This window comes from Vibrio sp. 10N.286.45.E10 (assembly GCF_002874195.2).
GTDB lineage: Bacteria > Pseudomonadota > Gammaproteobacteria > Enterobacterales > Vibrionaceae > Vibrio > Vibrio crassostreae.
Map to the genome: position 1 here is coordinate 803,290 of NZ_MCWD02000001.1, position 21,985 is coordinate 825,274.

Below are 21,985 nucleotides of genomic sequence, written 5' to 3' on the forward strand. Positions count from 1 at the left end.
ATCATTAGCGGGTTAACACTAGTAGTTAGTTGGAAAATTTGTAGTTTGTATGCCAACTTTAAGTTCTATCTGTTGTCTGAATATCGGCATCGCCTAGGCAGAGGCTAAATCAGTAGGGTTTCAACTGGCTTGAGATCCTTTTTACAATACGTTTCGTTTTGATAATGAGACCACGAAAGGTCAGCAGACCCTAACAAAGTTGGCATTTTAAACATGCACGGAGACGATAAGTGAAGCAACAGTTTAGATTCGCTTCAATTGCCCTGTTATCGGCGTTGACCGTAGGTTGTGCGAGTATTTCTGCAGGAAGCCTATTTAGTCATTACAGCGCACAAAACAAAGCGATCTACCAAGCCGTTAAATCTGGAGATTATTCAGAGGCTCAGCAAGAGCTACCAGATTACGCGGCAGGCGACATCCTTGATAACTTTGAAAGAGGCAGAATTAACCTGCTGGATCAAAAATATCCTGAGAGTAAGTCTTCGTTTGAAGTGGCTGATCAGGCGGTTACTGAGCAGCAACGAAAAGCCGTAATCTCAATCTCAGACAGTGCAACCAGCGTGGGTGCGTTGGCTGTGAATGACAATATTACCGAGTATGTGCCAGCCGATTATGAGTTGGGCTTTCTTCATCTCTATCTCGGTTTAAATTACCTCAAGAAAAATGATTTAGAAGGTGCGGTGATCGAAATGCGTCGCGCCAACCAAGTGCAAGAGCAAGCGAAGAAGCAACGCGAAGCTGAGTTAGACCGGGCAGCTAACGATGCGAAGAAGCAAGGTTTGTCTGCCAATGTCGGTAGCATCCTTGCCAACTACCCAGATGCGGGTAAAAAACTGCAGTCGGTACAGAATGCATATCTGATGTTCTTGTCTGGTCTGCTTTATGAAGCTTCGAATGATCTAAACAGCGCTTATGTTGATTATCGTCGTGCTTTGGCTGTGATGCCAGATAACCAAGAAATCATCGACAGAACCATGGCGACAGCCGCTCGTTTAGGGATGCGACAAGATTTAGCGACACTAGAAAAACGTTATAAGCAGTCTTCTAAACTTAATGTAGGTGAAGGGAGAGTAATTGTTCTTCAAGAACAGAGCGCTGTGCAAGCTATGGACAGTTGGCGACTAGATTTACCTGTTTATGACAGTCGCGATCAGGGAGCGATATACTCTCTTGCGCTGCCATATTACCCGAGCCAAAACGTAGAGCGTTTTTCTGCATTGCGAATCAGTGGGCAGCCGCTACAAGAGCATTTGATTACCGATGTAAATGCAATGGCTCAAAACGATTTATCTGAGCGTATGACGAGCATTGTTATTCGCCAAGCGCTACGTGTGGTTGCGAAAGATCGCATTCGTAAAGAAGCCACCAAAGGCGATGATGTCGGTAATATTCTGTTCAACGTGTGGAACACACTGACAGAGCAACCAGACACTCGCAGTTGGCAATCTTTACCAGCAGAGATTAAGAGCAGCACGTTTGTAGCAAACAGTGGTCAATATACGTTGGAGGCTGGCGCTAAAACGTATGACTTTGATATTCGAGAGGGGCAGACCACCTTGGTGTGGATTTCTCGACAAGGAAACAACGCAACAATGTGGCATAAACAGCTAGGGAGGCTGTAATGAAAAAGTGGTTAGTGAGCTTAGCAGCGGTTATGGCTCTGGCTGGTTGTGCTGATAATACAGCTGGTGTAAGGGTCGATAGTCTGACTCAGAACGTTTTCTTTGGTGACAATGTATTGGGCAGCCGCTTACAAGTTGAAGATATCCGCACTGATTTAGTCGACGGTCATACGCGAGGAATCGTTCGTTTAAACAGTAACTATAAAGGCGATCAACATATCCTTTATCGTTTTTACTGGTACGACGATGCCGGCCTTGAGGTCAACCTAAAGCAAGGCCCTTGGAAGCAAGCGATTGTGCGTGGCTTTGAAAGTATTTCGTTGTCGGAAGTGTCGGTAAACCCGAAAGCGACTCAGTTTAGAGTTCAGTTCCGAGAGCAGTAAGTTAGATAAAACGGATCTAATGGTTCGTAAATATAAGAATTTAAGAGTGTGGGTAACCCCACTCAGTGATAAGTTGAGGAAACAAAATGAAAAAGAGTGTCATTGCGCTACTAGGTTTAGCGGTTATTTTAGGCGGTTGTTCGAACAAGGTAAGCTACGGTGATGCACAAGCAGTAGAAACCACGACAATCGATTTCGGTTCAACTGACCTTCAAACGATTGCGGGTGAAATGGTCGATAGCATGATGGCGTCTGGTTCAGTGGCTTACATTACTCGTGAACAGCGTCCAATCGTGTTCGTTGAGCGAATCAAGAACAAAACAAGTGAGCACATCGATACTGAGTCAATCACTGACACAATCAGTACTAAAATGTTGAATTCTGGTAAGTTCCGTTTCGTTGATATGGATCGTGTTGAGTCTGTTCGTGATCAACTGAACTTCCAAAACAACGATGAGCTTGTAAACCAAAGTTCAGCGATTCAGTTTGGTAAAATGGTGGGCGCTCAGTATATGTTGTACGGCAACCTATCAAGCATCGTTAAGAAAGCGGGTAGCGATGAAGACGTATACTACAAAATGACGATGCGCCTAATGGATCTTGAGTCTGGCTTGATTGAGTGGGCTGACGAGACTGAAATCCGTAAGCAACAATCTAAGAGCCTTCTAGGCCTTTAATTTCGCTTACTTGCCAACTAAACGCAGCCAGTTTTGACAGCGTCTAGTCTTGGCTGCGCATAGTTTGGCCACACGCCAATGCAGTGCATGATGTGCTGTTTATGAAGAGACACTGGCTTTTGGTCAGTGTCTTTTTTTAGGGAAATGAAGACGTTTATAGGGAATGAGCAATGGCAATTTTTTCTTGGTCTGAGGCTAAGCTTCTTGATACCAGTCTGAGTTCGCTTGATGGTTACTTTTCTGAGCCTCCAGTTAGAGCTCAGACATTAACAGGCGGTTTGACCAATCGATGTTGGAAATTGGTTGATGTCGATGGCACTGCGTATGTTTGGCGGCCAACCACAGCTATCACTAAAGCCTTCTTCATCTCTCGTCATGAAGAGTACCAAGTGTTGTCGGCAATTGAGCGTCTCGGCATCGGGCCAAGCCCAGTGGTGGTGAATGAACAGGGTTTATTGGTTGAGTGGATTGCAGGTGAGACACTTTACGAAGATCTAGAGATCGATGACCTGTTGAAAACGCTGATCTCTGTGCATCTGGTCAATACTGCGCGATTACCACTGCAACCATTCAGTTTCACAGCGCGAGTCGACCACTATTGGCTGCAGCTTGATGCGATTCATAAGACCGAAGCCTGCACTAAGGTTTATCAAGAGTGGCGCGTGGCCCCGAGTGTTACCAATGTCGACCTGTCTTTGTGCCATTTTGATTTAGGTGGTTATAACCTAGTGAGAAACAGTAACGGTATTAAGATTATCGACTGGGAATACTCTGCGCTAGCAGACCCTAGGCTCGATTTAACCTTGACCATTGCGGTTACTGGAGTGCCGGCTACTGAAGCGGTTGAGAAGTACTGTCAGCTGCGAGGTATCCATGATGTTCAGCCTTGGCTAGATGGTGTAGCAGCGTGGTTACCAAGAAGCCAAATGATGGCGATGCTTTGGTATTTACTTGCTCATCAGCTTTGGGGCGATGAAAGTTATTTGCAGGAAGCAGAGGCTCTGAGTCACACTTTATGTAGCTAGGATCACGTTTAGGAAGTGAAAAATATAATTTCTCAGCTGTTACCTTTAAAACCTTGTTTTTCGTGTTAGATTGATCAAAACGTACCAATATTCAACGGGGGAGGTACAATGATTATCTATCTACATGGCTTCGACTCAACAAGCCCGGGCAATCACGAAAAAATACTGCAGTTGCAATTCATTGATGATGACGTTCGTTTCATCAACTACAGTACTTTGCATCCAAAACACGATATGCAGCATTTGCTAAAAGAAGTGCATAAAGTGATAGAGCAATCAGATGATCCGCATCCAATTATTTGTGGTGTAGGTTTAGGTGGTTTCTGGTCTGAGCGCATTGGTTTCTTGTGTGGTATTAAGCAGGTGATTTTCAATCCAAACTTGCAACCTGAAAACCACATGGTAGGTCGAATTGACCGTCCTGAAGAGTACGAAGATATTGCGACCAAGTGTGTTGAGCAGTACCGTATGAAGAACAAAGGTCGCTGTTTAGTGGTGCTTTCTCGTGAAGATGAAATTCACGACAATAGCAAAACAGCCGCTGCACTCGAAGATTACTACGACGTAATCTGGGACGAGAAAGAGAGTCACAAATTCAAAAAAATCTCTCAACATCTTCAGGCAATGAAAGCGTTTAAGAACGCTTAATTACTCCGGTTATTTTATAAAAGCAGCACTCATTTGGGTGCTGCTTTTTCACATCTGAATCTTAGATATTGGTATTGATAAAACAGTTGTATATGTTTTATCGGTCGGTTTGTGCATTTATAGATAAGTTTGCGCAAACGTTAACTAATTAGCCGCGAATCCTCATTGTGGGTAAGGATTTTTGTTGCGGTCATCTTTTTGCTATATATAATGTTCTTAAGCAAAATATTTTGATAAATATCAAAAAAAATTGAGAGCGAGTGAAAAACTTGCCCATAATTTGCGTTCTATCTCTCAGCTAGACGCCTTTTTTATCCATGTGAGCAAAGCGACAAACGAATGTTTGTTGTTTGTTATCCCTCTAACTACTCGGTTAGCTGTCGTTATTCTTTTTCGCGGTTATCCAATATGTCACAGCCTTATCAACAAGGCCGAGTAGATACATAGAATTTATCGGTTGGAGTAATCGAGCCGAACCCCATTTATTCATTTTGTAGAGGATTGTCATTGTGACAAAAATTATCGTAGTAGGCGGCGGTGCTGGTGGTTTAGAGCTAGCAACTAAGCTAGGCCGAACTTTAGGTCGTAAGAAGCGTGCCCAGATCACTCTGGTAGACCGTAAAGCAAGCCACCTATGGAAACCATTACTTCATGAAGTAGCAACTGGCTCACTGGATGAAGGTGTTGATGCATTAAGCTACCGCGCACATGCAAAAAACCATTACTTCGACTTCCAAATGGGCAGCCTGAACGACATCGATCGTGAACGTAAAGTGATTGCACTGAGCGAACTGAAAGATGAGCACGGCGAATTGCTGATGCCAAGTCGTGAACTTGAATACGACATTCTTGTTATGGCACTAGGTTCAACGTCGAACGACTTCAACACTCCAGGTGTTCGTGACAACTGTATTTTCCTTGATAGCCCAGAACAAGCGCACCGTTTCCGTACTGAAATGAATAACCAGTTCTTAAAGCTTCACGCTAAGAACGGTCAAGGTACGGTAGACATCGCGATTGTTGGCGCGGGTGCAACAGGTGTTGAGCTTTCTGCAGAGCTACATAACGCAGTAAAAGAGCTTCGTACTTACGGCTTCGGTGATCTAGATTCAAGCAAGCTGAACGTGAACCTAGTTGAAGCGGGTGAGCGTATTCTTCCGGCTCTACCTCCTCGTATTTCAAGCGCAGCACACTCTGAGCTAACGAAGCTTGGTGTGAATGTTCGTACTAATACTATGGTGACTCAGGCGGACTCTGACGGCCTAACAACCAAAGATGGCGACAAGATCCCAGCACAAATCATGGTATGGGCAGCAGGTATCAAAGCACCAGACTTCATGAAAGATATCGGTGGTCTTGAAACCAACCGTATCAACCAGTTGGTTGTGAAAAACACGCTGCAAACAACACTGGATGACAACATCTTTGCTATCGGTGACTTGGCACAATGTACCCAAGCAGATGGTTCATTTGTTCCACCACGTGCACAAGCGGCTCACCAAATGGCAAGCTGTGCATTCAGCAACATCATTGCTAAGCTGAACGGTCGTGACCTAAAAGACTACATCTACAAAGATAAAGGCTCACTGGTTTCGTTAAGCCGTTTCTCTACCGTAGGTAGCTTGATGGGTAACTTAACTAAAGGTTCGATGATGGTTGAAGGTCGTATTGCTCGTGTGGTTTACATCTCTTTGTACCGTATGCACCAAATGGCGCTTCACGGCTTAATCAAAACATCACTGATGATGCTGGTTGGTCGTATTAACCGTGTACTTCGTCCAAACCTAAAGCTTCACTAATCAGGTAAGCCTTATAAGGGCATTTCGCTGATAATAAAAAAGAGCTCTTCGGAGCTCTTTTTTGATCGTGTTGATTGAGTACTATCGCTGGTTGCAACTAATTGAAGTAGTTAAGAGGTTGGAGGTAGCACAGAATAAACCACGCCATCTTTCGGTTTACCGTTAAACAGAAATCGATTCTTGGCAATGGTTTCTCGCTCAGCGCCACACTTCTCTATCAGCTTTTGGCTTGGTAGGTTCTCGGTATCGCAGACAATCTCCAAGCGCGTTAACTTCAGTTGCGCAAAGCAAAATTCAAACAAGGCCAGCATCGCTTCTTTGGCTATTCCTCTCCTTTGAAAGTCATCACTCACCCAATAACCTAAACTCGCCATATTGAAGGTGTGATAAAGCTCATTGATCGCCACCATTCCGACCAGCTTATCGGTTTTTCGCTCAAAAATACCAAAACCAAACGCGTCGGCTTTCACCCAGTTCAGGCGAGTTGCTAGAATAAACTTCTCGGCTTCGACGATAGAAAACTCATCGTGGCACCAATCTACCCAAGGTAATAAACTCGGTGAAGATTTGATCAGCTGAGCAAACTCTTGAGCATCTGAGGCTTCAATGATTTTGAGGCTTAGATTTTGTGTATTGATCTGAAAGTCTGGGCTCATAGGACGTACCAAATAACATGTAATGGCTAATAAAACGCCCTCACAATGGAGGGCGTATTGAATGCTTAATACAACTTCAATTCTTTATATCAAGTTCCACTCTCTATAAGAATAGTTGAGCTGCTAGCTGAAGACTGATTACGTGGTTTATTGAGCGACGCGACGTACTTGAATCACCATGCCAAGAAGCGGGTGGTCTAGGTAGTGAGTCTCTGTACTGCGCATGCGACGTTTTTGGTCCATGCGGTAGCTTTTAAGGAACTCTTGCACTTCAACGGTCGGAGAGATCTCAGTAAGGTTACCCACCTGAACATTGCTCTCTGCACCACTTACTGGCGAGTCTAGCTCGATTTGCTGTTCTTGCAGCGTCACTTCACGAACGCTTGGCGCTTTTAAATCCAGAGTCGTTTCAGCATATAGATAGTGCTGTACGTAGATCTGTAGCTTGCCGTCTAATTCGTAAAGCGGTTTATCAATAGTCTCTTCTTGGAAGCCATCTGGGTTTGATGCAGTGACAGCACCTTTCTCAGAGCCGTCGGCATTAAACTGTTTAGAGAAGTCTTTACCTGCTTGAATGTGGAAAACAGGTGCTGAACTTTTACCTTGGTCACCTTGACGCCAAGCAGTGTGCATCAGAACTTCAAAGCCTGCGTGTTTGCGTAGCTTGTCCTTCTGAGGCGTTAACTTGTATTCCGAGTAAGGAAGCATCTGCACGCCTTTCTTCGCTCGGTACTGGGTATCTTGAAATGAACCAACGCGCTCAAGTGAAATCTTAGGCTGTGTGTTTGGCCAAGATTCATTTACTTTTTCTGCATCAACAGCGCGCTTAAAAATGATCACTTCTATATCAAATTGTCTCTGTGCCAAACTTGGCAGTGAGACGAACAATAGTAGCAGTGGGATCAGTCTTTTCATTTTTACTCCGTCTTCCAGCCGAACTATCGGCTGGATAATTTATATGTGCAGTGGATTGGGTCTTATGCTGAAGGCAGCAAGTTTTGTCTGAATTCGTCCAATAAATCACTAACAAATTGAATTCGTTTCCGTCTGTCGACCAATGGTATCGTAAACTTGAACTTAGTTGGTCCTTCCATTGAAAACTTTTGCGGTTGAGATTGCAACAGTTTAACAAGGTAGTTCGGGTTTATGTCAGCATCCGGGTAGAATTCGATAAATCCGCCTTTATCGTGCGCTTCAATTTTCTTGGCTTTGATAGATGCCGCCGCTAACTTAAGCTCGGAAACCGATAATAAGTTCTTGGTTGCATCAGGAAGAATACCGAAGCGGTCGATAAGCTCGACTTTTAGCTCTGCAAGTTCATCCGTGTCACTCACGCTCGCAATACGCTTGTATGTTGATAAACGCGTGTTGATGTCTGGAATATAGTCGTCTGGCAATAGTGCAGGCAGACGCATCTCAATTTCAGTTTGTTCACGCAATAGATCATCAAGTGAAGGCTCTCTACCTTCTTTCAATGCTTCTACTGCTTGCTCAAGCATCTCCATGTACAAGGTGAAACCAACCGACTGGATTTGACCACTTTGCTCATCGCCTAATAGCTCGCCAGCACCACGAATCTCTAAGTCATGGGTTGCTAGCGTAAAGCCTGCACCTAAGTCTTCAAGTGAAGCAATGGCGTCCAATCGTTTGACCGCGTCTTTGGTCATTGCTTTCGGGGGAGGTGTTAGCAAGTAGGCATAAGCTTGGTGGTGAGAACGGCCCACACGACCACGCAATTGGTGTAGCTGAGCTAAACCAAGGTTATCGGCTCTGTCCATCAAGATGGTATTAGCTGTTGGTACATCGATACCGGTTTCGATGATGGTTGTACACACCAACATGTTAAATCGCTGGTGGTAGAAGTCATTCATGATGCGTTCCAGTTCGCGCTCTCGCATCTGGCCATGAGCCACGGTAACGCGCGCTTCTGGAATCAGCTTCTGTAGTGACTCTGCTGTTTTCTCAATCGTGTCGACTTGGTTGTGCAGGAAGTAAACTTGCCCACCACGCATAATTTCACGCAGCACCGCTTCTCTGACGATCGCATCATCACTCTCGCGAACGAAGGTTTTAATTGCCAAGCGTCGTGCGGGTGGTGTTGCGATGATAGACAAATCACGCATACCACTCATTGCCATGTTCAGCGTTCGCGGGATTGGTGTAGCAGTGAGCGTTAGGATGTCGACATCCGCACGCATTGCTTTCACTTTCTCTTTCTGACGCACACCGAAGCGGTGTTCTTCATCGACAACCAGCAAGCCAAGGTCTTTAAACTTAATATCGCTAGAAAGAAGCTTGTGAGTCCCCACCAAGATGTCGACCTTACCCTCGGCGACATCTTGCATGATCAGCTTTTGCTCTTTAGCTGATTTGAATCGGGATAGAACTTCAACACGAATCGGCAAGTTGGCGAAACGGTCCCTGAAGTTTTCGAAGTGTTGCTGAGCAAGCAGGGTAGTAGGGACTAAAACCGCCACTTGCTTGCTGTTATCGGTACACACGAATGCCGCGCGCATCGCCACTTCTGTCTTACCAAAGCCCACATCACCACACACTAGGCGGTCCATGGCTTTTGCTTGGCACATGTCAGACATCACTGCATTGATGGCCATAGCTTGGTCATCGGTTTCTTCAAATGGGAAACCAGACTTGAAAGTCGCGTATTGGCCACGGTCGAGCACAAATTTGTAGCCAGGTTTCAGCTCACGCTTAGCGTAAACATCAAGTAGCTCCGCTGCAACATCACGGACTTTCTCTGCGGCGCGTTTACGAGCTTTTTGCCACGCTTCGCCACCGAGTTTATGCAGTGGTGCAGAATCTTCAGCGCCACCAGAGTAACGCCCGATTAAGTTCAAAGACGCAACTGGCACGTAGAGCTTGGCATCGTTTTGATACTCAAGCGTTACGTATTCGGTTTTCATGCCGCCGGCTTCGAGTGTTTGCAAGCCGATGTAACGACCAATACCGTGGTCAATGTGCACAACAGGCTGACCCGGTTTAAGTTCTGCCAAGTGGCGAATTACGGTATCGCTATTAACGCTTTTCTTATCTTTCTTACGACGCTGAACAACACGATCGCCAAGTAAGTCGCTTTCACAGATAAGGGCGATGTTGTGCTCTTCATGGATAAAACCGTGTTCAGCAGAGCCAAGGATCAGGCTGAACTTATCTTTGCCTTTAATCGCTTCGTCGAGGTTTTCAACTTCGCTTGGACGAACTTTAATGCCTCGAAGCAACTCACTCAGAGCCTCACGGCGACCTTCAGACTCAACTGAAAAAACCACTTTGCCTTCGAAGGCTTCAGTGAACTTTCTTAGGTTTGCGAGTGGCTCTTTATTCTGATGCTGAACACTGAGGTCAGGCAATGTCACGACCGGTAAGTTAGTGCGGCCTGCTTTCTCTTCAATCGAATCTAGGCTTAGGTTGACTTGTGGCTTCTGTTTGAAGTGTGCGAATAGCTCGTCTTTCTTTAGCCATAGTTGTTCAGGTGTCAGCAGTGGTCGTAATGGATCAACACCGCGCTGTTCGTATCTGTGAGCAACATCAGCAAGGAAAGAATCAACAGCTGTTTCTACGTCACCAAGAACTAAGAGTTGCGCTTCATCGGCAACGTAATCAAACAAGGTTTCTGTGTGATCGAAGAACAGCGGTTGCCAATACTCAATACCAGCAGGCCAAGTCCCTTTTGAAACCTGCATATAAACCGATTCTGGTTCGCGGCGCGCATCAAACTGTTGGCGCCAACGAATACGGAAATCTTCAATCGCTGTTTCCGAGGTTGGAAACTCATGAGCAGGTAGAAGGCGAATCTCGGAGATATCTTCGATAGAGCGTTGATTCTCAGGATCGAAGGTACGAATCGTATCGATTTCATCATCAAAGAAGTCTATACGATATGGGTCTTTACTGCCCATTGGGAATAGGTCGAGAATAGAACCACGGCTTGCGTATTCACCTGGGCCAAACACTTGATCAACGTAACGATAGCCTGACTTTTCAAGCTGCAAGCGCAGTTTCTCAAGCGAGTAGAGATCGCCCGTTTTCACCATTAGAGTGTGCTGCAGCAAAAAGTCGCGCGGTGACTGGCGTTGCAATAACGTGCTGATCGGAACGATCGTGATGCCATTTTTTAGCGTTGGCAGGGCGTAAAGGCGTGCGATACGATCTGAGATGATCTCTTGGTGCGGCGAAAAGCTGTCGTAAGGCAGTGTTTCCCAGTCTGGGAATAGTGCGACTTCATGTGCCGTAAACTGTTCAATTTCAGATTGTAGCTTAAGTGCGACTTGTGGGTCTGGCACTGCAAGTACGGTATGGCTGTTGTGCTGCTCTGCGAGTTTAGCAATGGCCAGAGCGAGAGACGAACCGACTAGGTTACCGATATGCTTTTTGTCACCGGCACCTTTAAGTTTAGGTAGTGTAAATATGGATTTTTTGGTCATGTTAATTTACTTGTTATCTCGGTCTAGAGAGCGTTGACGCAAGAGTTTCTGTTGTTGATGAAGTGCCGCTTTAATTAGCAGGTCTTGGTCGGTATCGCGAAGATGAGCGTATTTAAATTTGATTTCGAAACCTGAGTCTTTCGCTTCGCTAGCAAATACTTCTGCGTAGCAATAAATGGCTGCTGCTGGGTGCTCTAGGAAAAGTTTGGCTTTTACTAAGCGACCCGGTTCGATGTCTACTTTTGAAAAGCAGGAAAACTGACTCGCACCAAATGAATAGGTGTGAGTACGAAATTTCTCATCATCTTGCTGCGATAACATAAAGCTCAACAAGAGGTTTAATTTCGAGTTTTGTGCATCCAATAAACTGGTGACATTCTTCAAGTCGCTGTTTTTCAGTTCAGCACGAGCGCTGTCAGCTAACAGATCCAATTGGCTAAATTCACTTGCCACCACAAATGGTGCTGGGATCTCAGATTCGAATTGAATTTGAGAGGGTAAAGTGAAGCCGCTGTCCATTGGTTCAATATTAGCGGTAAGGCTATGGTGAACGGTGAAAAACTCTTGTTCTGTCATGCGTTAGTTCCTTGAAGTGATCTATTGATTATCGCTATGTGGCCGCAGTAATCAAGGTCAGTTAATTGAAAGTCTCAAATAGTTGTTTGAAATTTGGCAATTTGACAAGGTTCTGTTTTTCAAGCCTAACTAATTGAGTTAATTCACTCTATATTTTCAATTAACCCCTACACAGTAACAGCAATACCCGTTACATTAACCCGCATCCCCTTTAGATGGTTCAAAGTATGTTTCATCCTATTTCGTTGTTTGTTGGCCTACGCTATTTGAAAGGCCGTTCAGGTGATCGCTTTAGCCGTTTTGTTTCTTATATGTCGACGGCAGGTATCACCATTGGTGTGCTGTCTTTGGTTACTGTTTTATCGGTAATGAATGGATTCGAAGCGCAGTTAAAAGACCGAATTCTTGGTGTTCTTCCTCAGGCCGTGGTTTATGAGCAAGGCGGCACCACCTCTCTTTCTGCTAAAGCGCCTAATTTTGCAGAGCAAATGTCTCTTAATGGTCACGTTGAGCCGATTGTTCGCAGTGAGGCAGTAATTCAGAGTCCGGCTCAGTTATCTGCAGGGCTGTTAATCGGCATTGAGCCTAATTCAGATGACCCTCTTCAGAACCACTTAATTGCAGGTCGATTGTCTTCACTTAAAGCGGGTCAGTATCAGCTATTTCTTGGTCATACCTTGGCGAGAAATTTGAAGGTATCTATGGGTGACAAAGTTCGCCTGATGGTGACCAGCGCTAGCCAATACACACCATTAGGTCGTATTCCAAGCCAACGAAATTTCACTGTTGCTGGTATTTTTAATACTGGCTCTGATATCGATGCTCAATTGATGGTGACAGATATTAAAGATGCTGGGCGTTTGATGCGCTACAAATCAGATACCATTTCAGGCTGGAGACTATTTTTTGAAGACCCGTTTGAAGTCGCAGAGTTATCGACTCAACCATTACCTGAAGGTTGGTTGTGGAGTGATTGGCGAGACCAACGTGGCGAGCTGTTTCAAGCGGTGCGCATGGAAAAGAATATGATGGGCTTGATGCTTGGTCTTATCATCGGTGTTGCTGCATTTAATATTATTTCCGCGCTTATTATGGTGGTGATGGAGAAGCAGTCTGAAGTCGCGATTCTTAAAACACAAGGCATGACCGATGGTCAAGTCATGGGAATCTTTATGGTTCAAGGTGCAAGTAGTGGCGTTATTGGGGCGCTCTCTGGTGGAGTGTTGGGCGTTGCCCTAGCAATGAACCTTAATACCATTTTAGAGGCGATGGGGGTTGCTCTATTCTCATTTGGTGGCCAACTACCAATTTTAATCAACCCAATTCAAATCGCCGTTGTTGTGGTTTTGGCTATCGCACTTAGCTTGATTGCCACTGTATTCCCTTCTTATCGTGCATCGTCTGTGAAACCTGCTGAGGCCCTTCGTTATGAGTAATTTTCTTCAATGTAATGATATCCGTAAAACGTACCGTGAAGGCTCGTTAGATACAGAGGTGCTCAAGGGAGTCAGCTTTGAAATCGAAAAGGGTGAGCTAGTAGCAATCATCGGCACCTCTGGCTCGGGCAAAAGTACCTTGCTACATATCTTAGGCGCGCTTGATGATGCCTCTGCAGGCAGTGTGAGTTTTCTTGGTCAGGACTTAGCATCTTTGAGTTCAAATAAGCAAGCGAAGCTTCGCAATCAACATCTCGGTTTTGTTTATCAATTCCACCACCTTCTTTCTGATTTTTCTGCACTAGAAAACGTAGCTATGCCGTTACTTATTGGCGGCGAGAAACCTGCGAAAGCAAAACAAGAAGCTCAACTGTTACTTGATAAAGTTGGGTTAAGTCACCGTGTTGATCACCGACCTTCAGAACTTTCTGGTGGTGAAAGACAGCGTGTGGCAATTGCTCGTGCATTGGTAAACAAACCTGCTTTAGTTTTAGCTGATGAGCCGACTGGTAACCTTGACCACAATACCGCACTGTCAATTTACGACTTAATGCGTGAGCTCAACCGTGAATACGATACCGCCTTTTTAGTGGTGACCCATGATGGCGAACTCGCAGCCAAAATGGACCGTCAATTGCACATGCAAGATGGCTTGTTGGTTAACGTAGAAAAAGAGGAGAGCTAAGTGTTTTCTTCTTTATCTCTATTGATAGGCGGTCGATTTAGCCGAGCGAAACAGCGAGACAAGATGGTGTCGTTCATCTCTTTGTCTTCGACAATCGGCATTGCGGTTGGTGTCGCCGTGATCATTATCGGCTTGTCGGCCATGAATGGTTTTGAGCGTGAGCTTGAATCACGCGTGCTTTCTGTTATTCCACACGGTGAGTTTGAGGGCGTGAACGAGCCAGTAACTCGCTGGGAACATGTGATCGAACAGTCCGAAAAAAACGACAAGGTTGTGGCAGCTGCGCCTTATGTAAAAATTACAGCGCTTGCTGAAAAGGGCAAAGAGTTGAAAGCGATCGAAGTGCGCGGCGTTGACCCTAAGCGTGAGCAAGAAGTCTCGAGCTTGTCTAACTTCATCGACAAACAAGCTTGGAGTGAATTTAAGTCGGGGCAACAACAGATCATCTTGGGCTCAGGTGTAGCATATGTGCTTGGCGCTAAAGTCGGTGATTATCTGACTTTGATGATTCCAACGGTGAATGGTTCTGTGAAGGTTCAGGCGCCAAAACGTGTTCGAGTGAAAGTGGTGGGTTTGCTGACGCTTAATGGTCAGATAGACCACAGCTTGGCTCTAATCCCTATTGGTGATGCTCAAGTCTACGCAAACTTAGGTGAAGCGGTGACTGGAGTCTCTTTAAAAGTGACCGATGTGCTGAACGCGAACTCTATTGTGCGCGAAGTGGGCAATCAGCTTGATGTGTACGTGTATCTACGAAGCTGGCAACAGAAGTTTGGCTTCTTGTATCGAGATATCCAATTGGTTCGCACCATCATGTATCTGGTGATGGTACTGGTTATTGGCGTCGCTTGTTTCAATATTGTCTCGACTTTAATGATGGCAGTGAAAGACAGAGCATCAGAGATCGCGATCTTAAGAACCATGGGTGCATCAGATGGTCTAGTGAAGCGCATCTTTGTTTGGCAGGGCGTATTCTCAGGTGTGTTAGGCAGTTTAGTGGGGAGTGCGATAGGTGTGTTGGTGGCACTTAACCTCACTACGCTTATTAAAGGGCTTGAAAAGCTGGTCGATCACCAGTTCTTGTCCGGTGACATTTACTTTGTCGACTTTTTGCCATCACAGTTGGATATGACGGATGTTGTTGTTGTGTCCGGTACTGCGATTGTGTTGAGTTTGCTGGCGACATGGTATCCAGCATCACGAGCGGCGAAGTTAAATCCGGCCTCGGTGCTTAGTTCTAAATAATCAGCAGTCAGTTCTCTAGTAGATACAAAAAAGGATCCCAATGGGATCCTTTTTTATTGAATTCAATTCGTGTTCTTTACGACTTTCGTTACATGCCAATCTTGCAGAGGTCAGCGGCTCATCTGATTTTAACTTGTGTGCATTTTAAGTGAAGCGCATACAAGGTTAGATTGAATGACAAGGAACGGTCGTTCAGTACCTTGCTTGTCGCTTTTTCCAACTTCTTACTACTGAGTAACGCCATAAACCGCGAATACCAAAGTAGCCAGTCATTGCTGAAACCACCCCACAAATCAGACAACCCAATAAGAACGGAGGCCCAATGGTGCTCATCTGCGCCAAGATGAAGTCCCAAGACAATTCGAAGTGAAAGGCTTGCGGCGGAACATGCATAACAAACGCCCCGACTTTATAAGCAAAGTAGAAGAGAACGGGCATGGTGACCGGGTTACTGATCCAAACAAGTGCGACAGCCAGAGGCAGATTAACGCCACATGCGACGGCAAGGCCTGCAGACATAATCATTTGACTTGGTAGAGGGACAAACGCCATGAATAACCCAACAGCGAACGCGCCAGCCGCAGAGCGACGATTAAGGCACCATAAGTTGGGGTTGTACAAAACATTGCCAAAAACTTTCAATGCTTTCTGACGCTTGATTAACTCATGGTCAGGCATAAATCGTTTGATAAACTTTCTTGGCATAGGAGGAAGCTACTCTCTTGTTTAACACTTGGTTCTTGATTTCATTTGCTGCGACAGTTGTGTCTGCCAGCTTCTGGCCTGTGATGCCACATTGGGTTTGGGCACCATTGATGCTGTTGCTACTGCTAGCATCAACAAAGTATAGCGTTTTCCGGAGTGCAAGAGGTCCAGTAACAGCATTGATACTAGTTATCTGCCTAGGGAATGCGATTGAAATACAAACGAGTCGCTTATTCCAATCAGGGCAGAATACTACCATAAATGCTTCGGTTGTTAGCCTTTTTAGTGAAAATAGCCACGGTTTTGAAAGCGTAATAGTAGCCAGATCAATTAGCGGCGAAAAATTAATCTCTCCTCAATTGATAAAATTGCGTTTATTCACCCCTTTTAAGTTAACGCTTGGAGATGATGTCAATTTATCTGTGTCCATAAAGCCTGTATGGGGCAAACTCAATGAAGCAGGCTTTGATTTAGAAAAGTACTTGTTTAGTGCAGGCGTGGTTGCCAATGCAACTTACAGGGCCGATACCAAATATCGAATACACTCTAGCACCAACTTGCGAGCCCAATGGTTTGAAACCAGCCTTGAAAGGTTAAGTCGGCTGACAAACCAAGACCTCATTATGGCTTTAAGCTTTGGGTATCGGGAGCTCATTCATCCTCATCGGTGGGATTTACTTAAAAGTAGTGGCTTAATTCATTTGATGGCTATCTCGGGACTCCATATCGGGATTGCCTTTGGTTTCGGTTATCAGTTAGGCAAGATATTCAGGTTACTTTCACCTTCATATCTTTGGCTTCCTACGATGTTCGGGCTCGGTTTGGCCTATTTCTATAGTTGGTTTGCTGGGTTCACGCTGCCAACTTTAAGAGCTTTAGTGATGTGCGTCATCGCCAGTTATTTTTTGTGGCGTGGGCAGAATATCAGTTTGCTTCGGTATGTCGCTTTAAGTCTGTGCGTGGTTCTGCTGATTTGGCCGTTTTCAGTCTTGTCGAGCAGTCTTTGGTTGTCCTTTGGTGCATTGGGCGCCGTTCTATATATCGCTTTAAATTGTCAGCCTTCATCTTCAGTCTCTACATTTTTCGATCGAGTATTGTTGCTCATTAAGATCCAACTGATACTTACACTCCTGATCGCGCCGTTTTCCATGCTGTTTTTCAAAGGGGTCAGTTTAGTCTCTGTTTTCTACAATTTACTTCTTTTGCCTTGGGTATCGATGGTGACGATCCCGCTGTTGTTTCTGGCAATGTTTCTTAGCTTAATATCGGAGTCAGTGTCTAGTACGCTTGAACTCGGAGTGATAGAGAATGGTTTTGTTAGCCAACTGTGGAAGTTGGTCGACTTGTCGCTTGAGCCTCTCGTATATAGCCTTCCTTTCTCTGAGCGATTTTGGATTCAAGTCGATAATCATACAATTGAGTTATTTGTATTCCTTATTTTGTTTTTCGGCTTTGTTGGTCGATACCTCAAGCAAGCACTATCGATATTGCTAATTGCGCTGTTTGTGCTGTGGTGGGAATTCAGCAAACCCCAGCAAGAAAAGCTAACCATCGATATATTGGATGTTGGACACGGGTTGTCTTTAGTGTTGGAAAAGAACAATCAGATTGTTGTTTATGATCTTGGCAATGCGTGGCCAGGAGGCTCGGTTGTTGAGTCTTTGTTGATTCCTACTTTGAATCAGCGGGGGATTCATGAATTAGAAGGCGTGATTGTGAGTCATTTCGATTCTGACCATGCTGGTGGTTATCCGGGGTTGCTTGAAAACTACAACCCTAAGTGGATAAGAACCAGTCAGAATATTAATCAACAACCCCAATCTACCACTCCAGCTCTGCCTAATATTCAAGCATGTACTCTTGGTGAGGTTTGGAACTGGCAAGGTATTGTTTTTGAAGTGTTATGGCCTCCCAAGCAAGTGAAGAGGGCGTACAACCCACATTCGTGCGTGGTCAAGATATCAGACTCAAATACAGATTTCTCGATGTTGCTCACTGGCGATGTTGAACTAGTAAGTGAGTGGTTACTTGCCCGTGAAGGTGAACGGCTTAGGAGTAATGTCATGTTGGTTCCGCATCATGGCAGTGATTCGTCATCGATTAAGTCGTTTATTGAGGCCGTGTCACCTCAGCTGGCGATAGCTTCTCTAGCCAAAGGAAATCAGTGGGGAATGCCAAGTGCGTCTGTTGTTGAACGCTATCAGGAAGCGGGGAGTACTTGGCTAGATACTGGAGACAGCGGACAAATAACCATCACTCTTAGCAAAGAAGGTTGGCAATATCATGCGATTAGAGAACAACAAGGCGGGCAGTGGTATAGGCAGATGCTTCGTAAGGGAGTAGAATAGATAGATTATTGTGAGAAAATTAAGCGATTCTATGTCAACACAAACAGATGAAACTACCTGGGTCACATTTAAAAGACTTTGGACTTATATTCGACTATATAAGGCCGGCCTAGGTGTTGCGGTAATTGCGCTTATTATAAATGCCGTTTCTGATACCTATATGATTTCCTTACTAAAGCCGTTACTTGATGAAGGCTTTGGTAATGCTGAATCTGACTTTTTACGTACACTTCCACTTATTATCTTTGCCATGATGTTCGTTCGTGGTGTCAGTGGTTTTGTTTCAACCTACTGTTTGAGCTGGGTCTCTGGCAATGTGGTTATGGAAATTCGTCGTAAAATATTCAGCCATTTCATGCACATGCCTGTGTCTTTCTTCGATAAAGAACAGACTGGTGCTCTGCTATCCCGAATTACTTACGATTCAGAGCAAGTGTCTGCAGCAACCAGTAAAGCGTTAGTCAGTATTGTCCGTGAAGGTGCAAGTATTATTGGCTTACTGACGCTGATGTTCTGGAACAGTTGGCAGTTGTCTTTGGTGTTATTCGCTGTAGCACCTCTTGTGGCGTGGGCGATCAGTATCGTATCGAAGCGATTCAGAAAGATCTCTAAGAACATGCAGACGAGTATGGGCCATGTGGCGTCGTCTGCAGAGCAAATGTTGAAAGGGCATAAAGTGGTTCTAACTTACGGTGGTCAAGATCTAGAAAAACACCGCTTTGATAAAGTTAGTAATCAAATGCGCCAACAAAGCATGAAGCTAATCACTGCTCAAGCGGCCGCTAACCCAATTATTCAAATGATCGCATCAGTTGCGATTGTTGTTGTTCTATTCCTTGCTAGTGTTGATTCTATTAAAGCAGAACTAACGCCAGGTACATTCACGGTTGTGTTCTCTGCAATGTTTGGTTTGTTGCGTCCACTAAAAGCGCTAACTAACGTAACATCTGAATTCCAACGCGGTATGGCAGCAAGTACGACGCTATTTGGTTTGATGGACCTAGATACAGAACAAAACAAAGGCACGTTGAAACCTGAAACCGTAACCGGTGAAGTTGCAGTAAAAGATGTGACGTTTACTTATGATGGTGCAGAGAAACCTGCTCTCGATAAGGTCAGCTTTAATATACCGAAAGGTAAGACCGTTGCTCTTGTCGGCCGATCAGGTTCGGGCAAGAGTACCATTGCGAACCTGTTTACTCGTTTTTATGATGTAGACTCAGGCTCTATCGAACTTGATGGCCACGACATTCGTGATTACGAATTGAGAAATCTGCGTGAGCACTTTGCTCTCGTTTCTCAAAATGTGCATCTGTTTAACGATACAGTCGCGAACAACATCGCTTATGCAGCAGAAGAGCAATATACTCGCGAACAGATTGAACACGCGGCTAAACTTGCTCATGCAAGCGAATTTATCGAGGGCATGGAAAATGGCATTGATACGGTTGTGGGCGAGAATGGCGCGAGTCTTTCTGGTGGTCAAAGACAGCGTATTGCGATTGCCCGAGCTCTATTGAGAGATGCACCTGTTTTGATTCTTGATGAGGCAACATCTGCACTGGATACAGAGTCAGAGAGAGCGATTCAATCCGCACTAGAAGAGCTGCAGAAAGACAAAACAGTATTAGTTATTGCACACCGACTCTCTACCATCGAGCAAGCCGATGAAATTCTAGTGGTTGATGATGGTCATATTGTAGAAAGGGGGGCACATGCTGAGCTAATCGCGCATGATGGCGCCTATGCACAATTACACCGAATTCAGTTCAGTGGATAAGATTAGGTCTTGTTGTGATCGAAAAGATTTGGTTTAACAACCACCCGTTGAAATACCTTCTCTGGCCGCTGTTGTGGCCACTGAGTCTGCTGTTCAAAATGATCAGCGGTCAACGTCGTGATGCTTATCTATCGGGGAAGAAAGAGGCTTACCGTCCACCATTGCCAGTAATTGTTGTTGGTAATATTACCGCTGGTGGTAATGGTAAAACACCGGTCGTAATTTGGTTGGTTGAGATGCTCCAGGCCAATGGTTTTAAGCCTGGTGTCGTTTCTCGTGGCTACGGTGCAAAAGCACCAAGCTATCCGCTGGTTTTGGATGAGAATACGCCAGCAGAACACTCTGGTGATGAACCTCGTTTGATCCGAAAGCGAACAGGAGCTCCTGTTGCGGTCGACCCTGTGCGCGCGAATGCGGTGAAAGCTCTACTGAGCGAAGGGGTGAATGTCATCATCACTGATGATGGCCTTCAGCATTACGCGCTTGAACGCGATATTGAATTTGCAGTTATCGACGGCGCAAGACGCTTTGGTAGCGAGAGCTTGATTCCTTTAGGTCCATTACGAGAGCCTGTATCTCGTTTAGATGAAGTTGACTTTTTGGTGAATAATGGCGGTAAAGCGCATGGGCGAGAGTTCTCGATGTCTTTGCTTCCAAGCCAAGCGGTTAATCTGAAGACAGGCCAAAAAAGGTCTGTTTCAGAATTACAGAAGCTGGTGGCTTTTGCCGGTATTGGCCACCCACCGCGCTTTTTTAAGACATTGGAAGATCTTGATGGTGATGTGGTGTTCACACAGGGTTTCGCTGACCATCAAGATTTTGATAAAGATGAACTTCATGCCTTAGCTAAGAAAGGCATGAATCTGATTATGACAGAAAAAGACGCTGTAAAATGCGAAGAATATGCTCAAGATAACTGGTGGTATCTTCCAGTTTCTGCGCAGTTTGATGAAGATTCGCAACAGCAAATTTTAAAAAGAATAAAAGAGGTTATGGAATACTATGGATCACCGTCTACTTGAGATCGTTGCTTGCCCTGTATGTAAAGGTAAACTAACTTTTGACAAGGATAAGCAAGAGCTTGTTTGTAAAATTGATCGCCTTGCTTACCCAATTAAAGAGGGTATTCCTGTTCTTTTAGAACCTGAAGCTCGCACCGTTTCAATGGATGAGGGTAAGTAATGTCTTATACGGTTGTTATACCTGCAAGATACCAATCGAGCCGTTTACCAGGTAAGCCTCTGGCTGACATTGGTGGCAAGCCGATGATTCAATGGGTATACGAACAGTCGATGAAGGCAGGTGCTGATAACGTTATTATCGCTACCGACGACGCTCGAGTTGAAAAAGCGGCTAAAGCATTTGGCGCGACCGTTTGTATGACATCACCGAATCATGAATCAGGCACTGAGCGTCTAGCTGAAGTGATTGAAGTTATGAAGATTCCAGATGATCATATTATCGTGAATGTTCAAGGTGATGAGCCACTTATCCCACCTGCGATCATTAATCAGGTTGCGAATAACCTTGCGAACAGTACAGCTCCGATGGCAACGTTAGGTGTGGAAATTACTCATGCTGATGAAGTGTTTAATCCTAACGCAGTTAAAGTTGTAACCGATAAAGACGGTTACGCGTTATATTTTAGCCGAGCAACCATCCCTTGGGATCGCGATGCTTATGCGAACAACGGCACTGCAGCAGAATCGCCTTTGCTTCGTCATATTGGTATCTATGCTTACCGAGCGGGTTTTATCAATACCTACATCAATTGGGAACCAAGTACCCTAGAACGAATTGAGTGCCTAGAGCAACTACGCGTGCTTTGGTACGGTGAAAAAATCCACGTAGACGTTGCGGCTGAAGCGCCTGCTGCTGGGGTTGACACACCTGAAGACCTAGAAGCGGTTCGAGCTATTATTGGCTAAGCTTCTTTGAGCTGATCATAAAACACAGTAGAG

The 21,985-nt window shown here is 45.0% G+C and carries 19 protein-coding genes; 14 read left to right on the plus strand and 5 right to left on the minus strand.

Going from position 1 to position 21,985, the window contains the following annotated elements:
• The first annotated feature begins 230 nt into the window (after positions 1 to 230).
• From BCU34_RS03555 to BCU34_RS03580, 6 genes are all read left to right on the plus strand, one after another.
• Positions 231 to 1,622, plus strand: coding sequence for a COG3014 family protein (locus BCU34_RS03555; protein WP_102478373.1), 1,392 nt, complete (start codon positions 231 to 233; stop codon positions 1,620 to 1,622).
• Positions 1,622 to 2,005, plus strand: coding sequence for a YcfL family protein (locus BCU34_RS03560; RefSeq protein WP_019822451.1), 384 nt, complete (start codon positions 1,622 to 1,624; stop codon positions 2,003 to 2,005). Before BCU34_RS03555 ends, BCU34_RS03560 begins: the two co-directional genes overlap by 1 nt.
• 86 nt (positions 2,006 to 2,091) lie before the next feature.
• Positions 2,092 to 2,682 carry a penicillin-binding protein activator LpoB gene (gene lpoB, locus BCU34_RS03565; protein WP_048658277.1) on the plus strand — a complete coding sequence of 197 codons (591 nt, stop codon included), beginning with the start codon at positions 2,092 to 2,094 and terminating at the stop codon, positions 2,680 to 2,682.
• A gap of 170 nt (positions 2,683 to 2,852) precedes the next feature.
• A complete protein-coding gene (locus BCU34_RS03570) occupies positions 2,853 to 3,707 on the plus strand; it encodes a phosphotransferase (protein ID WP_102478374.1) in 855 nt (284 codons plus the stop codon).
• Positions 3,708 to 3,815: 108 nt separating this feature from the next.
• A complete protein-coding gene (gene ycfP / locus BCU34_RS03575) occupies positions 3,816 to 4,355 on the plus strand; it encodes an alpha/beta hydrolase YcfP (RefSeq protein WP_102478375.1) in 540 nt (179 codons plus the stop codon).
• A 509-nt stretch (positions 4,356 to 4,864) separates the two neighbouring features.
• Complete coding sequence (locus BCU34_RS03580; protein WP_048658280.1) at positions 4,865 to 6,154, plus strand: NAD(P)/FAD-dependent oxidoreductase; 1,290 nt, start codon at positions 4,865 to 4,867, stop codon at positions 6,152 to 6,154.
• A 110-nt stretch (positions 6,155 to 6,264) separates the two neighbouring features.
• On the opposite strand, the gene BCU34_RS03585 is transcribed toward BCU34_RS03580, so the two are convergent.
• From BCU34_RS03585 to BCU34_RS03600, 4 genes are all read right to left on the minus strand, one after another.
• The gene (locus tag BCU34_RS03585) at positions 6,265 to 6,810 is read right to left on the minus strand and encodes a GNAT family N-acetyltransferase (protein WP_048658281.1); all 546 of its coding nucleotides are present in this window, start codon (positions 6,808 to 6,810) and stop codon (positions 6,265 to 6,267) included.
• Positions 6,811 to 6,957: 147 nt separating this feature from the next.
• Positions 6,958 to 7,725 (minus strand): peptidoglycan binding protein CsiV, encoded by a 768-nt coding sequence (locus tag BCU34_RS03590; RefSeq protein ID WP_086712213.1) that lies wholly within the window; start codon positions 7,723 to 7,725, stop codon positions 6,958 to 6,960.
• A 62-nt stretch (positions 7,726 to 7,787) separates the two neighbouring features.
• Positions 7,788 to 11,249 (minus strand): transcription-repair coupling factor, encoded by a 3,462-nt coding sequence (gene mfd / locus BCU34_RS03595; RefSeq protein WP_102478376.1) that lies wholly within the window; start codon positions 11,247 to 11,249, stop codon positions 7,788 to 7,790.
• Positions 11,250 to 11,255: 6 nt separating this feature from the next.
• A complete protein-coding gene (locus BCU34_RS03600; RefSeq protein ID WP_048658284.1) occupies positions 11,256 to 11,825 on the minus strand; it encodes a hypothetical protein in 570 nt (189 codons plus the stop codon).
• 227 nt (positions 11,826 to 12,052) lie between these two features.
• Between BCU34_RS03600 and lolC the strand changes: the two genes are divergently transcribed.
• Genes lolC through lolE form a run of 3 tightly spaced genes read left to right on the plus strand, consistent with a single transcriptional unit; the run spans position 12,053 to position 15,191 of the window.
• Positions 12,053 to 13,261, plus strand: coding sequence for a lipoprotein-releasing ABC transporter permease subunit LolC (gene lolC / locus BCU34_RS03605; protein ID WP_102478377.1), 1,209 nt, complete (start codon positions 12,053 to 12,055; stop codon positions 13,259 to 13,261).
• The gene (gene lolD / locus BCU34_RS03610) at positions 13,254 to 13,946 is read left to right on the plus strand and encodes a lipoprotein-releasing ABC transporter ATP-binding protein LolD (RefSeq protein WP_102478378.1); all 693 of its coding nucleotides are present in this window, start codon (positions 13,254 to 13,256) and stop codon (positions 13,944 to 13,946) included. Before lolC ends, lolD begins: the two co-directional genes overlap by 8 nt.
• Complete coding sequence (gene lolE, locus BCU34_RS03615; RefSeq protein ID WP_102478379.1) at positions 13,947 to 15,191, plus strand: lipoprotein-releasing ABC transporter permease subunit LolE; 1,245 nt, start codon at positions 13,947 to 13,949, stop codon at positions 15,189 to 15,191.
• Positions 15,192 to 15,383: 192 nt separating this feature from the next.
• On the opposite strand, the gene BCU34_RS03620 is transcribed toward lolE, so the two are convergent.
• Positions 15,384 to 15,896: a DUF2062 domain-containing protein gene (locus BCU34_RS03620; protein WP_048658288.1), complete on the minus strand. Its 513-nt coding sequence runs from the start codon at positions 15,894 to 15,896 to the stop codon at positions 15,384 to 15,386.
• 17 nt (positions 15,897 to 15,913) lie between these two features.
• Here BCU34_RS03620 and BCU34_RS03625 point away from each other — a divergent pair, with 17 nt between their 5' ends.
• The 5 genes from BCU34_RS03625 to kdsB are packed head-to-tail and all read left to right on the plus strand — an operon-like array spanning position 15,914 to position 21,952.
• Positions 15,914 to 18,244, plus strand: a complete 2,331-nt coding sequence (locus BCU34_RS03625) for a DNA internalization-related competence protein ComEC/Rec2 (protein ID WP_102478380.1) — start codon at positions 15,914 to 15,916, stop codon at positions 18,242 to 18,244.
• A gap of 31 nt (positions 18,245 to 18,275) precedes the next feature.
• Entirely contained in the window at positions 18,276 to 20,024 is a 1,749-nt protein-coding gene (gene msbA, locus BCU34_RS03630) for a lipid A ABC transporter ATP-binding protein/permease MsbA (RefSeq protein ID WP_102478381.1), read from the plus strand.
• Between the two features lie 14 nt (positions 20,025 to 20,038).
• Complete coding sequence (gene lpxK / locus BCU34_RS03635) at positions 20,039 to 21,046, plus strand: tetraacyldisaccharide 4'-kinase (RefSeq protein WP_102432599.1); 1,008 nt, start codon at positions 20,039 to 20,041, stop codon at positions 21,044 to 21,046.
• Positions 21,027 to 21,206: a Trm112 family protein gene (locus tag BCU34_RS03640; protein ID WP_004736429.1), complete on the plus strand. Its 180-nt coding sequence runs from the start codon at positions 21,027 to 21,029 to the stop codon at positions 21,204 to 21,206. Before lpxK ends, BCU34_RS03640 begins: the two co-directional genes overlap by 20 nt.
• Positions 21,206 to 21,952: a 3-deoxy-manno-octulosonate cytidylyltransferase gene (gene kdsB / locus BCU34_RS03645; RefSeq protein WP_009847141.1), complete on the plus strand. Its 747-nt coding sequence runs from the start codon at positions 21,206 to 21,208 to the stop codon at positions 21,950 to 21,952. The genes BCU34_RS03640 and kdsB overlap by 1 nt, the downstream gene beginning before the upstream one ends.
• Positions 21,953 to 21,985 lie beyond the last annotated feature (33 nt).

Excerpts from the sequence above, each read along its gene's own strand:
- BCU34_RS03600 (WP_048658284.1), bottom strand. The coding sequence starts at position 11,825 with ATGACAGAACAAGAGTTTTTCACCGTTCACCATAGCCTTACCGCTAAT.
- lolC (WP_102478377.1), top strand. The coding sequence starts at position 12,053 with ATGTTTCATCCTATTTCGTTGTTTGTTGGCCTACGCTATTTGAAAGGC.
- BCU34_RS03570 (WP_102478374.1), top strand. The coding sequence starts at position 2,853 with ATGGCAATTTTTTCTTGGTCTGAGGCTAAGCTTCTTGATACCAGTCTG.
- BCU34_RS03640 (WP_004736429.1), top strand. The coding sequence starts at position 21,027 with ATGGATCACCGTCTACTTGAGATCGTTGCTTGCCCTGTATGTAAAGGT.
- BCU34_RS03560 (WP_019822451.1), top strand. The coding sequence starts at position 1,622 with ATGAAAAAGTGGTTAGTGAGCTTAGCAGCGGTTATGGCTCTGGCTGGT.
- ycfP (WP_102478375.1), top strand. The coding sequence starts at position 3,816 with ATGATTATCTATCTACATGGCTTCGACTCAACAAGCCCGGGCAATCAC.
- BCU34_RS03585 (WP_048658281.1), bottom strand. The coding sequence starts at position 6,810 with ATGAGCCCAGACTTTCAGATCAATACACAAAATCTAAGCCTCAAAATC.
- kdsB (WP_009847141.1), top strand. The coding sequence starts at position 21,206 with ATGTCTTATACGGTTGTTATACCTGCAAGATACCAATCGAGCCGTTTA.
- BCU34_RS03590 (WP_086712213.1), bottom strand. The coding sequence starts at position 7,725 with ATGAAAAGACTGATCCCACTGCTACTATTGTTCGTCTCACTGCCAAGT.
- lpoB (WP_048658277.1), top strand. The coding sequence starts at position 2,092 with ATGAAAAAGAGTGTCATTGCGCTACTAGGTTTAGCGGTTATTTTAGGC.
- mfd (WP_102478376.1), bottom strand. The coding sequence starts at position 11,249 with ATGACCAAAAAATCCATATTTACACTACCTAAACTTAAAGGTGCCGGT.
- msbA (WP_102478381.1), top strand. The coding sequence starts at position 18,276 with ATGTCAACACAAACAGATGAAACTACCTGGGTCACATTTAAAAGACTT.
- lolD (WP_102478378.1), top strand. The coding sequence starts at position 13,254 with ATGAGTAATTTTCTTCAATGTAATGATATCCGTAAAACGTACCGTGAA.
- BCU34_RS03620 (WP_048658288.1), bottom strand. The coding sequence starts at position 15,896 with ATGCCAAGAAAGTTTATCAAACGATTTATGCCTGACCATGAGTTAATC.